The sequence below is a fragment of the Acidobacteriota bacterium genome, assembly GCA_022340665.1.
In the GTDB taxonomy this organism is placed as follows: domain Bacteria; phylum Acidobacteriota; class Thermoanaerobaculia; order Thermoanaerobaculales; family Sulfomarinibacteraceae; genus Sulfomarinibacter.
The window spans coordinates 25,191-39,790 of sequence record JAJDNM010000072.1; the positions used below are offsets into that span (position 1 = coordinate 25,191).

The window sequence follows — 14,600 nt, forward strand, 5'->3', positions numbered from 1 at the left end:
CGACAACCCGCCCGTTACGAATCAGAAGCCGCTTCACTGCGTCCTCCCGCAAGCAGGTACAGAATGGCCATGCGAATCGCCACGCCGTTGGTCACCTGATCGAGGATCAGCGACTGGGCGCCGTCGGCGACCAGCGAGTCGATCTCGACTCCCCGATTCATCGGTCCAGGATGCATGACGACCGCGTGATCAGCCGCGAGTTTCAATCGGTCCGGGGTGAGCGCGAAGAAATCGAAGTACTCCCGCATCGATGGGAAATTGACCTTTTTTTGGCGCTCCAGCTGGATCCGCAGCATCATCACCACGTCCGCATCCTCGAGTGCCGGTTCGATCCGCACGAACGGTTTGACTCCGAGTTCCTCAACGTCCAGTGGGAGCAGGGACGCGGGAGCGACGAAGCGGACCTCGGCCCCCATCTTGTCGAGCAGGAAGGCGTTGGAACGGGCAACGCGAGAGTGACGGATATCGCCTGCAATCACGACCTTGAGACCGCCGAGCCGGCCAAAATGCTGGCGCATCGTGAAGGCATCGAGCAGAGCCTGGGTCGGATGTTCGTTGATTCCGTCTCCCGCGTTGATGATCGACGCGGGAACGACCTTCGACAACCGGTGCGGTGCACCCGAGTGCGGATGACGGATGACGATGAAGTCCGGCGACATCGCCATCAGGTTGCGCGCGGTGTCGAAAAGCGTCTCGCCCTTGCTGACCGACGAGCTCGAAGCGGAAAAGTTGAGCGTGTCGGCGGACAAACGCTTTTCGGCGACCTCGAAGGAGAACCGCGTGCGCGTCGAAGGCTCCATGAAGAGATTGACGACCGTCGATCCGCGAAGGGTCGGTACTTTCTTGATTGGCCGCTTGGCGACATCCAGTAACTCTTCCGCTGTCTCGAGAATGAGTTGGATCTCGCCGGGTTCGAGCTGACTGATCCCTACGACATCCTTGCGGGCCAGGGCAGTGGCCGCCTCAGTTGTCATCATCGACCTCTCTCCCGATCCACACCCCATCCTCGCCATCGACCTCTACGAATCGCACCTGCACGTCCTCGTCGCGGGTCGTGTCGAGAACCTTGCCGACGACGTCGGCCGCGATCGGCAGCTCGCGATGTCCCCTGTCGATCAGCACCGCGAGGCGCACCGCAAGAGGCCGCCCGTAGTCGACCAGCGTGTCGAGCGCGGCCCGGATGGTGCGTCCGGTGAACAGGACGTCATCCACCAGATAGATGACACGGTCGTCGAGCGAGTCCGGCAGAACCGTTTTCTTGAGAACCGGCTGTTGATGGGCCGGCCGCCAGGGTCCGACATCATCGCGATACAGGGTGATGTCGAGCCGACCGACCGGGATCTCATATCCGGTCACCTCGGAAAGAGCCTTTGCGAGGCGATCCGCCAGCGGCACCCCGCGGGTGTGAATGCCGACCAGCATCACCGAGTCCCCGTCGCGCTCGCGGATCTCGGCCGCCATCCGCGCCACAGTGCGTGCCATCCCCGCCTCGTCCAAGATCTCCTGGAGCATCGTCAGGCCGGGATTCGAGCCTTTCATCTCACCCCCAACTGCCAAAAAAAATGCTCCCCGATCGGGAAGCTTGAGGTCGGAATCCTGTGCTTTCGATTTCGCATCGGCCAGATGGTAGCACACACGAGAATTCGGAATGAGGAATGGGGAATGAGGAATTCCCACCCACCCTCCCGAGCATTTCGAATTTCGAATTTCCCACCCCACCCGCCCGGGATCGGTACGGTCTGGCCCTCTCGTGCCGAGATCCCAACTCCTAATTCCTAATTCCTAATTCCTAATTCAGCGAACTGTATGATATCCGCCGATGACCAAACACCCGACCGCGAGACCCATGGACAGGATGATGATCCTCGCCGCGGCGCTGCTCTTTTCGACCGGAGGCGCGGCGGTGAAGTTGACCTCGCTGACCGGTTGGCAGGTGGCGAGCCTTCGCTCGGGCATCGCTGCCATAACCCTAATCCTTATCCTTCCCTCTGCGCGGCGAAACTGGAGCCACCGAACCCTTCTCGTCAGCTGCGCCTACGCGGCGACCATGATCTCCTTCGTTCTCGCCAATAAACTGACGACTGCCGCCAACGCGGTCTTCCTGCAAAGCACGGCACCTCTCTACGTACTGGTCTTCGGTCCGCTGCTCCTAGACGAACCGATCCGCCGGAAACACATCGTATTCATGGCCACGCTCGCGGCGGGCATGTGGCTGATCTTTGCCGGCGACCAGGGCCGGTCCGCCACTGCGCCGAATCCTGTGCTCGGGAACATCATCGGTGCCGTGACCGGCTTCTGGTGGGCCCTCACCGTCATCGGCCTGCGCTGGCTCGGACGCGATCAGACCCGGTCTTCATCCTCGTCCGATCCCGCTGCGGCAGTGGTCGGCGGCAATGTCATCGCGTGTCTCGCGGCCCTTCCCGCGGCACTGCCGATTTCCAACCCGACCGCAATCGACTGGATCTCGGTGAGCTTCCTCGGGATATTCCAGATTGCGATTGCCTACGTCTTCCTGGTCCGGGGAGTACGGCGGGTCGAAGCGCTCGAGGTCTCGCTGCTGGTGCTGCTCGAGCCTGTGCTGAGTCCCGTGTGGGCCTGGCTGATACACGGCGAGGTGCCGTCCGGCCTCGCCCTCCTCGGTGGTGCCTTGATCGTGACCGCGACTGCATCCTTCACCTGGTCAACCAGCTCCGAGCCTTCAGCCATCGGCGAACCCTAGCCAAATCCAGGCTTCCCGCTGGTGGCAGTGTCAGATGATCGAACGCGCCGTGCGCGGTTTACCTCGCCCGCAGTGTTCAGAGTATTGCCGAAAGCATCGCGATTCCCGGGAAGGTGGAGAACCCCACGACCTCGGTGACGGTGGCTAGAACGATCGACGAGCATTGTGCCGAATCGACACTCAAAACCAGTCGTCACTCCCGCGACGCCTGTGACGGCCGCCTGCCTTGTTTTTCCGTTTGCGGCCGCGGCTGCCCCGCTCGCGGCGCCATTCGTCGTACTCGTCACGTTCGTCGGGATCGACCCTCGGCCGAGACGGCTCGGTTTCGTTTTTTTCGAGTTCCTCGTCGAGCAATCGATCCCGCTGTCGCCTTCTCTTTTCGCCGGTCATTGGAACTCCAGTTTCTGCGGTCCCTTGATCCAAGTCCACCAATACCACAATTCCGGGATGCGGTCATGTTTGAGTGGATCCAGATACAATCCCGCCACAGGGTGCGAAACCATGTGTGACTGAAACGGCCAAAAAGGAGGTCCTTTTGCAAGCGGCACGAAACATCTGGACGCTGGATCGCGGAAACGGGCCGATCGTGGCGACCGCCATCCATGACGGGCACGATGTGCGGGCAGAGGTCGCTCATCATTTAGCGCTGGACGAGGCCGCTCGTCTTCGCGAGGAGGACCCCTTCACAGGCCGGTGGACTGTGATTGCGCCGACAAGAGTCGTGGCCACTCGCTCGCGATTCGAGGTCGACCTGAACCGCCCGCGAGAGACCGCGGTCTATCGAACCCCTGAGGAAGCCTGGGGCCTCGAGGTGTGGAACGGCTCTCTTCCGGAAGCAATTGTAGAGCGAAGCCTCGAGGACTACGACGCGTTCTACGCCGAGCTCGAGCGCCTCTACACAGAGCTCGCGAGACGGCACCAGCGCTTCCTTGTGCTCGATCTGCACTCGTACAATCACCGCCGTGAGGGTCCGGCCGGCCCCCCTGCGGATCCGGCCGGAAACCCACAGGTCAATATCGGCACCGGCACGATGAGTGACCGTTCTCGCTGGGCGCGATTGATCGAACGGTTCATAGACGACCTCACGAGCTTCGATTTTCCCGGCGGCAGGCTTGACGTGCGGGAAAACGTCAAGTTCCGGGGCGGGGCCTGTGCCGCGTGGACCCATCGGAGCTTCCCCGATTCCGCGTGCGTACTCTCGATCGAGGTCAAGAAGTTCTTCATGGACGAGTGGACCGGCGAGGCCGACGAGAGGCAGCTGAACGCCATCGGCGAGGCCCTCGCCTCAACCCTCCCCGGCGCGCTCGAAGAGCTGGAGCGGTAGGTGGTACGGGTTGAAGAAAAGACCATACCGGACCGTCTCGTCAGAGTGGTCGGTAAACGCCTCTCCGAGGGCAAGCAGGTACGGCGCACTTTGCCCGTCTGGGGCCGGCTGGCGATCGACCGACCGCTGCCCTTTCTCTGCGTCTACCGACGCCCCAAAAAGGCCGAAAAAGATGCCACCTTCCGCTTGGTAACCAGCGAGGCCTCCTACCTCACCTGCCTGGCGGACAAGCGGCAGCGTGAGGGAATCGCGCGGCTCGCCGGTACGGTCGCGGAGGCGATAACAGAGAGATTCGGGTCGATTCTGTTACTCGAGGTGTGGGCCGGATTGTCTGCTCCAGTCCAGGACGGGATCTCTCCGGGCGCGCTGCAGCCGGAGTTCCGGATCTTCGCACCGAAGAACCAGCATCATGCCGCGCTGACGGATGCGTTCGAGGAGGAGCTGCGCCGCGTCAAGATCGGTCGTAAGAGGGCGCGCGTCGAGACTGTCGAAAGCAGCCGACGTTGGCCACGCGGACTGTCACAGATCATAGCTGCCGACGAGGCCCGGAAGACCGGGTGTGTCTTCTACGGCCTCGAGGTCAGTCCCATCTACATCAATCCGGAAACCGGGGAAGCCTACCCCGGAGTGCTTCGGATCCTGCGCCGCCGGCTGTCGGTCGCTCTGCGCCGCATCTTTTACGAGTTCGCCCGGACCTCCACGACCGTCGACCCGGCCCACTTCCACACCCTGGGCCGGCGGGCGGTGGTGAAGGCGGTGTGGGAGGTCGACGAGATGCTGGCCTCCGCCTCGGAGAGCTACGAATTCCTCCTCCAGCTGACGCCGGTCAACGGGGAGCAGGCGTGGCGGCAGTTCGAGCGCTACAAGTTCGAGCGCGTGCCGGCATTTCACTACCGGCCGATACCGGTCGAGCCGGTGGTCCTGAAGCGGCGTCTCTTCCGGGCACCGGTGGAGCGCATCGAGGACCCGGCATTGGCTCTCGTCTTTCGCCAGAAGCTGGACGAACTCGACCGACAGATCACCATGCTCCAGGACCGCAACACCTCGCGCTTCCTCCACGAGAGTCTGCAACTCTACGGTGGCGTGGAGGATGATCTTCACACCCTCGCATTGGACATCCTCGAGCGGATCCGTCCGCGCAGCCGGGAAAAGGCTTCCCCGGGGATCGTGGGCGCGGAGGCCTTCGCTGAGCGCGCCCGTGAGGAAATCACATACTTGCGCTCACAGCGTCGGGAGGTCAAAGCCAGAGTTGAAATCAGGTCCGACGTGACCGGCCTCCTGGTATCACGAGGCAACCTGCTTGTCAGTTCCCACTCTCGGATCCCTGCGTCGAGGGTCGAAGCCCTGGTGCAACACGAGGTCGGCACTCATATTCTCACCTACTACAACGGCCGCGCACAGAAATTCCGTCTGCTCCACACCGGGCTCGCCGGCTACGACCCACTTCAGGAGGGCCTCGCCGTCTTGTCGGAATACCTCGTGGGAGGCCTCAGCCGACCCCGCCTGCGGTTGCTGGCGGGCCGGGTTGTGGCGGCGCGGAGCGTGCTCGACGGCGCGACCTTTATCGAGACCTTTCGCCAGCTCCGAAACACCCACGGCTTCGCCAACCGGACCGCCTACACCGTCACTCTCCGAATCCACCGTGGTGGAGGCTTGACGAAAGACGCTGTATACCTTCGCGGCCTGCGGCAGATCCTCGACTACATCGCTGACGGCGGTAGCCTTGAGCCATTGTTCACAGGTAAGATTGCGATCCAGCACATTCCGATCATCAACGAGCTGCGGTGGCGAGGTGTGCTGGTTCCGCCGCCGCTGGCGCCGCGGTACATAAACCAGACGGATTCCCTACTACGGCTCGAAAGGCTGCGGCAGGGCATGTCCGTCGTCGACTTGCTGGAGGAGAACTAACATGAGAATCGGGTTTCTGGTCAATGGTATCGACACCGAGAAGGTCGGCTTCACCACCGTTCGCTTGGCCTGCGAAGCCGTCAACCAGGGCCACGAGGTCTTCTACTTCGGGGTCGGGGACCTGGCCTACGATACCGATGAATTCGTCAGGGCGAGGTCGCGCACCTTTCCGAAGAAGTCCTACTCGTCTCATACGACCTTTTTCAAGGACCTGCAGGGCGGCAAGGGCCTGAACGAACGGATCACCGTCGACGATCTAGACGTGCTCATGCTGCGCAACGTGCCGTCGGACGACTTCCTGAATCGACCGTGGGCGACCACCGTCGCGACCGAGTTCGGACGTCTTGCGATGCGACATGGGGTGATTGTCGTCAACGATCCGAACGGCCTCTCCAAGGCCGGATCGAAGATGTACCTGCAGCTCTTCCCTGAAGAGTCCAGACCACGCACGCTGATAACTCGCAACAATAGCGAGATCAAGGCCTTCGCCAAAGACCTGGGGACGATCGTTCTCAAGCCGCTTCAGGGTTCGGGGGGAGCGAGCGTCTTTCTCGTGCGGCCTGACGATATTCCGAACCTCAACCAGATGATCGATGCGGTGAGCCGAGACGGCTTTGTCATCGCCCAGGAGTATCTCCCGGCAGCGGCCGAGGGTGATACGCGTCTTTTCATGATGAATGGGAGGCCGTTGCGGGTGAAGGGCAAGTACGCCGCTTTTCGCAGGGTACGAACCGGGGGCGACATGAGATCGAACATCCATGCCGGCGGCAAGCTGGCGGCCCCGCAGATCACCGATGAGGCCCTGCGAATGGCCGAGATCGTGAGGCCTAAGCTGGTCCAGGACGGGATGTTCCTGGTCGGACTCGACATCGTCGGCGACAAGCTGATGGAGATCAACGTCTTCAGCCCGGGCGGGCTGGGCAGCGCCCAGAAATTCTCCAAGGTCAATTTCTGCCGCTACGTCATCGAGGCGCTGCAGCGGAAGGTCGACTACATGGAGTTCTACGGCCGCAGTTTCGGCAACGTTGAAATGTCGAATCTGTAACCCGGATCAGCCCGCGCCGACGTGATTCTGGGTCAGGCCCGCTATCGGTCGAGGGATGCGAGCGGTAGTCACTCCCCTCCGGCGCGATCGCCGTGGGAGACCGTTACTACGGTGTGGATGCCGCCGCGCAACCGGTAATCGAGCTCGACCTCCATCCAGGCAGGGTCACAGCAGGCCACCAGGTCCTCGAGCACCCGGTTGGCGGCGTGCTCCTGGTAGATGCCGACGCTGCGAAAACTCGTGAGGTAGTACTTGAACGATTTGAGCTCGATGCAGGCTTCGGTCGGCAGGTACCGCACGGCAAGAGTGCCGAAATCAGGCAGCCCGGAAAAGGGACACACGCAGGTCCACTCGTCGGTCGAGATCTCGACCAGAGCATCACTCCCGGCGTACTGGTACGCAAAGGTTTCGAGCACCTCCGGGGCCACCTTCTCGAGGCCGTCGAACGGAAACGTCATGCCTTCGGCTTCAACCATGGGGACCTCCTTCCGAAATCTTAACCTGATCGACTACACTGCAGCGAAAACGCCGAGCGAGGGGTAAAGAATGGATTTCACGAAGAAGTTTCGCGTCGAACCGGGTACCAGGATCGATCTCGACGCGATCGATGCCGACTTCAAGCCCAAAGGTCTGAGCCGCGAGGATGCGGATGAGGAGTTTCGCGGGCTGACCTCGGAGCTTCGTGATCTGCAGCATTTGATGTATGCCGAGGACAGTCGATCGCTGCTGGTGGTCCTCCAGGGGCGCGACGCCGCCGGCAAGGACGGCACCATCCGCCACGTCTTCGGGCCCATGAACCCGCAGGGAACCCGGGTTACCAGCTTCAAGATACCGTCCCGCGAAGAGGCGGCCCACGACTTTCTCTGGCGCTGCCACAAGGTCGCGCCGAAGAGAGGTACGGTCGGTATTTTCAACCGCTCCCACTACGAGGAAGTGTTGGTCGTTCGGGTCCACAGCCTGGTGCCCGAAAACGTCTGGTCGAAAAACTATGACCACATCAACGCCTTCGAACGGCTGCTGGCCGACAATCGGACCCTGGTTCTGAAGTTCTTCCTCCACATCGACCGAAACGAGCAGCTCGAGCGGTTCAAGAAACGCATCGACAACCCCAGGAAGAACTGGAAGATTTCGGAGGCGGATTACTCCGAGCGGCCGCATTGGGACGCTTACACCGAAGCCTACGAGGAAGCCCTTTCGCGATGCAGCACCGACATCGCCCCGTGGTTCGTGATACCCGCCAATCGCAAATGGGTTCGCGATCTGGTGATCGCGGACATCGTTGCAGAGGCAATGCGAGATCTCGACATGAAGTTCCCCGCCCCGGACGTGAACATGGAAGAGATTCGCGACAAGTACCACGAAGCAAAGAACGCCGGATAACCCGAATTTTCAATTTTCAATTCTTAATTCTCAATTCCCCTCCGCCCCCTGTTTCTCGGGAAGGGTGCGCGGGATCTCAAAATTCAAAATCGAAAATTCAACATTTCACTCTTGGCAGCGCGCCCCTCAGAACCCATATTGTTCACACGAGCCAGTTTCGAAAAGGGGGCCACCATGCGCTGGACCTATTCGTGTCCTCACTGCCGGGCCATGCTCAACCCCGACGAGACAGTCGTGCTCATCGGAGAGTGCGGCCCTCATCGCATTCTCATCGGTTTCCACCCGGAACCGGGATCCTACCGCGCCTACCTCCCGCCGGAGTTCAAATTCGAGGAGGGTTCGCTGTGGGACTTTTCGTGCCCGGTGTGCAGCCGGAGCCTCGTCGCCGAGGTCACCCCCGAACTGTGCGCCCTGGACATGGCCACTCAGGGTGTCCGCCACCGGCTGTTTTTCGCCAGAACCGCTGGCGAGCAGGCGACCTTCGTCATTTCTGCCGAAGGTATCACGACTCATGGCAAGGACTCGGCCCGGCACGAACTGGAGATGCTGGAGCTGGTCTAGCCGCCAAGAGCGCATGCCGCTTCGGTGCGTAAGGTGCCACTCGTCGCATTGTCATCATTGCACTGCCATCCCGAGCACACTCGTGACAATGCGACAGGTGGCACCGGTGTCATCGAGGCAACATCGCGCATGGAGTATCGGGCAACTATCCGTGTAGGATGGTCTCGTGGACAGCAAGCGACGACGGGTCATCCTGCGCTCGGCAGCCTTGGGCCTGGCCGTATTGGGCGTGGGGACAGTCGGCTACATGGTGATCGAAGGTCAAGACGTCTTCGATGCCTTCTACATGACCACCATTACCGTGACAACCGTCGGTTTCCGCGAGGCGTTCGACCTTTCGCCGGCCGGCAAGGCCTTCACAATCGTCCTCGCCTTCGGCGGCATCGGCGTCATTCTCCTGATAGCGACCGAGTTCGCACGGGCCATGCTCGACACCGATATCCGGCGGATGATCGGGATTCGAAGGGATCTGACGATGATCAACAAGCTCTCGAACCACATCGTGGTCCTCGGGTACGGCCGTATGGGTCAAGCGGTCGTCGAGGTTCTGCGCGATCGGGGAATCGATTTTTCGGTCGTCGATCTCGACCCGGAACGTTGCAGGGAACTCGAGGAAGACCATCTTCCGGCCGTACGCGGCGACGCAACCCAGGAAGATGTACTCAAGGCGGCCGGGGTGGAACGCGCGCGAACCCTGATCGCCTGCCTGGCGGATGATGCGCACAACGTCTACTCGATTCTGCTCGCCAGACAGCTCAAGCCGAACGTCACGATCATCGCGCGTGCGGTCGAGGACGGCGCAGAGGAGCGCCTGAGGCTGGCCGGAGCGGACCGCGTTCTCAATCCCTATCGAAACGGCGGGACCCTTCTCGCCATCACGGCGATCAAACCAACAGTGACCGACTTCCTCAACGCCTCACTGGCGGGATCCGCGATGGAGCTCGAGCTCGCGGAGGTGGTGGTCCATCCTTCGAGCGAGCTCGCCGGCAAGACGCTGGCAGGCGCTGGAGTCCGGCAACGATTCGGGATCATCGTCGTGGCGTTGAAGCGAGGTGACCAGAGCACCTTCAACCCGGGCCCGGACGAACGAATCGAGGCCGGCGACGTGTTGGTGACCCTCGGACCGACTCACGCACTCGAGAGCATCGAGCGCGCGACTCAGTAGCGCTTATGGATGAGCCGACCTAGCCGACTGCGGCCAAGCGGCCCGGGTACGCGGCCACCGCCGCATCGAGGATCTTCATGGCGCGACTGAGTATTTCGGCATCGTACATGAAGGCGATCCGGACCTCATCGACGCCCAGTCCATCGGTCACGTAAAAGCCTTTTCCCGGTGCCAGGCAAACCGTCTCCCCCTCGAGCGCGAAGTCGCGCAACAGGAACACCGCGAACTCCTCACAGCTATCGATCGGCAAGCGGGTCATGGAGTAGAACGAGCCCTCCGATCGATGTGGGTTTACGCCATCGATGGCGGCGAGGCCATTGAAGACCGCGTCCCGCCGGGCCTCGTACTCCCCGCACAGCGCCTCCGAGTAGGCGCGACCGTGCTCCAACATTGGCACGACCATGAGCTGCTCGGCGGTCGCCACGGATAGCCTGGCCTGACAGAAACGCAGCGCGATATCGAGGACCTCCCGATTGTGAGTCGCCAGACACCCGATGCGAACGCCACAGGAGTTGAAACGCTTCGATACGCTGTCGACGACGATGATGCGCTGCGCCAGGCTCTCGAATTGCGTGAACGATCGCGGTGTGCCGCCATCGAAGACGAACTCACGATACACCTCGTCACAGATCACGAAGAGGTCGTTCTCGAGGGCTACGGTCGCGACTGCCTCGAGCTCCTCCATCGTGTAGACGGTTCCGGTCGGGTTTGACGGATTGCACAGCAATATTGCCCGCGTTTTTGGCGTCACGCAGGCACGCAGGCGGTCAATCGACCCAAAGTGATAACCGTCCTCGACCTTGAGTGTGATCGGCATCATAGTGACATCGGCTTGAGCGGCAAAGCTCAGATAGTTTGTGTAACAAGGCTCGAAGACCAGCACCTCACCGCCACCGCCAGCGACGATCGAGAGAATGATGGTCAGCGCCTCACTGGCGCCGGACGTTACAAATATCTCTTCGGCATCGAACTGGATCTCCCAACTCGAGAAGAAGGCGCTCCACGCCTCACGGGTCCGTGGCAGCCCCTCGCTCGGCGCATATGCGAGCGTGGCCAACGATAGACCGTGCAGCTCGGCTATCATCTCGGGCGGCGTCGGCATGTCCGGCTGGCCGATATTCAGGTAAATGACATCCGTGCCTCTCGCTTCGGCCGCGCGCGCATGGGGCGCGAGCTTGCGAATCGGCGATGCCTGTAAGGTGGCGGATTTTTCTGAGATTTTCGGCATCGTCACCTCCCTGCGGGTGAAGTCGGCGATGAAATTGTAGCTCACTCGTAATTCCGCCACCGTACAATGCAAAGGTCGGATTAACGGGGAGACACGATGTACAGCTTCGAACAGTGGAGAAAAAAGTACGGCCGTGCGACCGTCAACTCGCTGTGGGACATCTTCATGGTCTGGGTGGTGATCATCAACCTGTGCCTGATCCTCTTCGATCTCACTTACCTCTGGCTCCGTCCCACCTATTTCAAGTACCTACCAGTCGTAACACGGATCTGGGATCCGGTCCTCGGTATCGAGCCCCACCCGCTCACCGAGGAGCTGAGAGACAAGGCTGACGAAGCAGAAGAGGAGTTGCAGTACGACCTTCGACCCACCGATTTGACGCGAACAGTGGAAGAGCTTCGCGCCCTGACCCTGAGAGTCTTCGTTGAAAACCCGTTCGAGCGGTCGGGACAGACCGAGGAGCTCGTCGCCATCGAAGAGGCAATGGCGCGGGTCACCGGTCATCAATCGAGTTCGCTCGCAAACCCGGACGAGCTCAGCCAAATCGTCAACGATTTCTGGATGGGTCCACCGGAACTCCTCAGACACCGGCTCGAATTGTTTGACGAGTATCTGGAACCGCTCCTGGCAGTCAACTATTTTCGCGGCTACGACCTCGACGGCAACCTCATCAACCACTTTTGGAAGATCGATCTGCCGTTTCTGATCCTGTTCTGGATCGAGTTCATGACTCGCTGGTTCCTCGCGATCCGCCGCAAGACCTACGCCAGATGGTACTTCTTCCCGATCTTCTACTGGTACGACCTCCTCAGCCTGATCCCGGTGACAGCCCTGCGCCCCCTCCGTCTGCTGCGGGTCATCTCGATATACATGCGGTTGCGAAAGTCCGAGCTCTCACGGGTCGGTCAGGACATTGCCAGCCGCTTCGTCGCCTACATCTCCAACATCATCACCGAGGAGGTGTCGGATCGGGTCGCACTGCGGATACTCTCCGAGTTCGGTGAGGAGATCAAGGACGGCACACACACGCGCATCGCGCGGGCCACGGTCGAGCCGCGGCGGGAACAGATCGAGGACGTGCTGGTCGGCCAGATCCGGACGATACTGACCGACGACAGCACCATCGAGCGCTTTCGTCAGCTCCTCCAGCTCAACCTCGACACGGCGCTGGAGGAGTCCGAAAGCCTGCGTGCGGTGCCGGTGCCCCACTTCATCCTCAAACCGGCGGTTCGCTCCATCGGAGACGTGATTCTCGACACTACACTCGAGACGGTCAGCATGACCCTCGACAGCCCTGAGGGCGAGGAAGCCATGAGCGCGCTCGCCGATTCGATCCTCGACGCTCTGTTTCAAGGCCCGGCTCTCGAGGAGTTCCAAAGCCTGGTCGAGGACATCAGCCTGCAGGTCGTCGACCACATGAAGGATGTCGTCGAAGTCAAGAAATGGGCGCTGCCCGATGAGCAGGAGGGCAAGAGAATGCCGATGCCGTGGGAGGAGGAACCCGACGGCTGAACCCGGACTGCCCGCGATTTTCTCTCGTCATTCCGACCGAGGGCCCGGTATGGCCCGAGCGGAGGAATCTGTGAAAAAAAGGCAGCGCGATGCTGCATTGCCCACAGATCCCTCGGCTGCGCGCGCCTGCGGCGCGCTTCGCTCGTGATGACGTTCTGGCTGGGCTCGTCGGACGAGCCCGCCATCACGTCATTTCGGATTTGGGATTTTGGATTTGCTTTGACCTGAGGGCCGAGTGCCGAGCACGCGTATCCGCGGGCACGGCCCGCGGACGGTGGACTGGTCTAGCTGTTCTTCGCGGTCAGGCGATCGAGGCGAAGGGTGGCGTCGGCGCCCATGAAATGGCGGCCGGAGAGGATCACCACGAGCATCGCGCCAAGGGCTACCGCGGCGGCGATCATGAACATCACCACGATCTGATAGGCGACCGCCTGGAGGGGCGGTGATCCGGCGAGGATCTGTCCGGTCATCATGCCCGGCAGCGACACGAGGCCGGCCGCCGCCATCGCGTTGATGATCGGGATCATTCCGGTGCGCACCGCGTCCCGGAGCGGTTCTTTCAGCGCCTCACCTCGGGTGGCTCCGAACGCGATTCGAAGTTCGACTTCGGCCGCCCGAAGATCGAGGTGGTCCATGAAACGGTCGAGACACAGCGAGATCCCGGTGAGCGAATTGCCGAGGATCATGCCGAGCAGCGGAATGACATACTGCGGCTCGTACCACGGATCGACGCCGACCACGATCTGGGTCACCATTCCGCCCACTACCAGGCAGCTGGCGGCCATCGTGAGCCAGGCGTCCAAAAGGATCCCCCGGTAGAGCCGTGACGCCCGAACGACCGCTTCGCGGGCGGCAAACACTGTCATTAACAACAGCAACAACACCACCAACAGCGGATTGCGGAGAGCGAAGATCCGCTCGAGCACCAGGCCGAGGAGGCCCAACTGGATAACGGTCCGTAGGGCAGCCACCCATAGCCGCCGTTCGACTCCAAGCCGAAGGACCATCGACACCGCACCCGCCGCAACGATGAGCACCGTGGCGATGATCAGCTGCTGGCGTCCGAGCTCTATGAAGTCGGTCATGAAACCTCCCGCAATCCGCCTTCGGAGAGCCGCAGCCGAAGGTCGGTTCGGGCGATCATCGTCGGATCGTGAAACACGCATACGAGCAACCGGCCCGCACGGTGGGCGAAGTCGAGGAGCAGCTCCAGGCAGGCGGAGGCGATTTCCGGATCGAGCCCAGCGAGCGGTTCGTCGGCGACCAGCACCTGTGGGTCCCAGAGCAGCGCGCGGGCCAACGCCAATCGATGGCGCTCGCCGCCGGAAATCGTTCGTACGTCGCGATCGAGAGGGATCGCCTCGAGCCCAACTCGAGCCAAAATCGCCGACGCCGCGCCCTCGTCGAACCGCTTCCGACGTCCGGAGCGTTGAGCAAATGGAAACGCCACATTTTCACGCACGGTACCGGAGATCATCGGCGCATCCTGTGCCGCGAGGCTCACACGTGCCCGCCAGGCGACCAGGTCGGCGCCGGCATACGGCTCGCCCTCGAGCCACCACTCAGCCTCGGGCGAATGTGCAAGTGCCGTCAGGTGGCGAAGGAGCGTGCTCTTACCACTCCCGGAGGGGCCTTCGATCGCGACGGTCTGTGATTCATCCAGGGAAATCGAGACTTCCTCGAACAGAACCCTATTCTCGCCGTCGGTGGCCGTGAACGGGCCGCACTCGAGGAAGGCTGCCATGCGGGGAGTTTATA

The 14,600-nt window shown here is 61.6% G+C and carries 15 protein-coding genes; 8 read left to right on the forward strand and 7 right to left on the reverse strand.

Features of this window, described 5'->3' with window-relative positions; translation table 11 throughout:
- Nucleotides 1-14: 14 nt before the first annotated feature.
- Together LJE93_08870 and pyrR are read right to left on the reverse strand one after the other, a co-directional pair.
- Nucleotides 15-977, reverse strand: coding sequence for an aspartate carbamoyltransferase catalytic subunit (locus tag LJE93_08870; protein ID MCG6949005.1), 963 nt, complete (start codon nucleotides 975-977; stop codon nucleotides 15-17).
- A complete protein-coding gene (pyrR, locus tag LJE93_08875; GenBank protein ID MCG6949006.1) occupies nucleotides 964-1,512 on the reverse strand; it encodes a bifunctional pyr operon transcriptional regulator/uracil phosphoribosyltransferase PyrR in 549 nt (182 codons plus the stop codon). The genes LJE93_08870 and pyrR overlap by 14 nt, the downstream gene beginning before the upstream one ends.
- Before the next feature lie 307 nt (nucleotides 1,513-1,819).
- On the opposite strand from pyrR, the gene LJE93_08880 reads away from it, so the two are divergent.
- Nucleotides 1,820-2,719 carry a DMT family transporter gene (locus tag LJE93_08880; protein ID MCG6949007.1) on the forward strand — a complete coding sequence of 300 codons (900 nt, stop codon included), beginning with the start codon at nucleotides 1,820-1,822 and terminating at the stop codon, nucleotides 2,717-2,719.
- 180 nt (nucleotides 2,720-2,899) lie between these two features.
- Here the strand turns inward: LJE93_08880 and LJE93_08885 are convergent, their stop codons facing one another.
- Nucleotides 2,900-3,109, reverse strand: coding sequence for a hypothetical protein (locus LJE93_08885; GenBank protein ID MCG6949008.1), 210 nt, complete (start codon nucleotides 3,107-3,109; stop codon nucleotides 2,900-2,902).
- A gap of 145 nt (nucleotides 3,110-3,254) precedes the next feature.
- On the opposite strand from LJE93_08885, the gene LJE93_08890 reads away from it, so the two are divergent.
- Genes LJE93_08890 through LJE93_08900 form a run of 3 tightly spaced genes read left to right on the forward strand, consistent with a single transcriptional unit; the run spans nucleotide 3,255 to nucleotide 6,996 of the window.
- Nucleotides 3,255-4,043, forward strand: coding sequence for an N-formylglutamate amidohydrolase (locus tag LJE93_08890; protein ID MCG6949009.1), 789 nt, complete (start codon nucleotides 3,255-3,257; stop codon nucleotides 4,041-4,043).
- On the forward strand, nucleotides 4,044-5,951 hold the full coding sequence (locus LJE93_08895) for a DUF1704 domain-containing protein (protein MCG6949010.1): 1,908 nt from the start codon (nucleotides 4,044-4,046) through the stop codon (nucleotides 5,949-5,951).
- Nucleotide 5,952: 1 nt separating this feature from the next.
- Nucleotides 5,953-6,996 (forward strand): glutathione synthase, encoded by a 1,044-nt coding sequence (locus LJE93_08900; GenBank protein MCG6949011.1) that lies wholly within the window; start codon nucleotides 5,953-5,955, stop codon nucleotides 6,994-6,996.
- A 68-nt stretch (nucleotides 6,997-7,064) separates the two neighbouring features.
- On the opposite strand, the gene queF is transcribed toward LJE93_08900, so the two are convergent.
- The gene (queF, locus tag LJE93_08905; GenBank protein ID MCG6949012.1) at nucleotides 7,065-7,472 is read right to left on the reverse strand and encodes a preQ(1) synthase; all 408 of its coding nucleotides are present in this window, start codon (nucleotides 7,470-7,472) and stop codon (nucleotides 7,065-7,067) included.
- A 70-nt stretch (nucleotides 7,473-7,542) separates the two neighbouring features.
- Here queF and LJE93_08910 point away from each other — a divergent pair, with 70 nt between their 5' ends.
- From LJE93_08910 to LJE93_08920, 3 genes are all read left to right on the forward strand, one after another.
- Complete coding sequence (locus LJE93_08910; protein MCG6949013.1) at nucleotides 7,543-8,376, forward strand: polyphosphate kinase 2 family protein; 834 nt, start codon at nucleotides 7,543-7,545, stop codon at nucleotides 8,374-8,376.
- A gap of 174 nt (nucleotides 8,377-8,550) precedes the next feature.
- A complete protein-coding gene (locus tag LJE93_08915; protein ID MCG6949014.1) occupies nucleotides 8,551-8,937 on the forward strand; it encodes a hypothetical protein in 387 nt (128 codons plus the stop codon).
- 166 nt (nucleotides 8,938-9,103) lie between these two features.
- Nucleotides 9,104-10,102 carry a potassium channel protein gene (locus LJE93_08920; GenBank protein MCG6949015.1) on the forward strand — a complete coding sequence of 333 codons (999 nt, stop codon included), beginning with the start codon at nucleotides 9,104-9,106 and terminating at the stop codon, nucleotides 10,100-10,102.
- Between the two features lie 19 nt (nucleotides 10,103-10,121).
- Here the strand turns inward: LJE93_08920 and LJE93_08925 are convergent, their stop codons facing one another.
- Nucleotides 10,122-11,390, reverse strand: coding sequence for a pyridoxal phosphate-dependent aminotransferase (locus tag LJE93_08925; GenBank protein ID MCG6949016.1), 1,269 nt, complete (start codon nucleotides 11,388-11,390; stop codon nucleotides 10,122-10,124).
- A gap of 36 nt (nucleotides 11,391-11,426) precedes the next feature.
- Between LJE93_08925 and LJE93_08930 the strand changes: the two genes are divergently transcribed.
- The gene (locus tag LJE93_08930; protein MCG6949017.1) at nucleotides 11,427-12,842 is read left to right on the forward strand and encodes a hypothetical protein; all 1,416 of its coding nucleotides are present in this window, start codon (nucleotides 11,427-11,429) and stop codon (nucleotides 12,840-12,842) included.
- Nucleotides 12,843-13,126: 284 nt separating this feature from the next.
- On the opposite strand, the gene fetB is transcribed toward LJE93_08930, so the two are convergent.
- Both fetB and LJE93_08940 read right to left on the reverse strand, forming a co-directional pair.
- On the reverse strand, nucleotides 13,127-13,927 hold the full coding sequence (fetB, locus tag LJE93_08935) for an iron export ABC transporter permease subunit FetB (GenBank protein MCG6949018.1): 801 nt from the start codon (nucleotides 13,925-13,927) through the stop codon (nucleotides 13,127-13,129).
- Nucleotides 13,924-14,586 (reverse strand): ATP-binding cassette domain-containing protein, encoded by a 663-nt coding sequence (locus LJE93_08940; protein ID MCG6949019.1) that lies wholly within the window; start codon nucleotides 14,584-14,586, stop codon nucleotides 13,924-13,926. The genes fetB and LJE93_08940 overlap by 4 nt, the downstream gene beginning before the upstream one ends.
- Nucleotides 14,587-14,600: the final 14 nt, after the last annotated feature.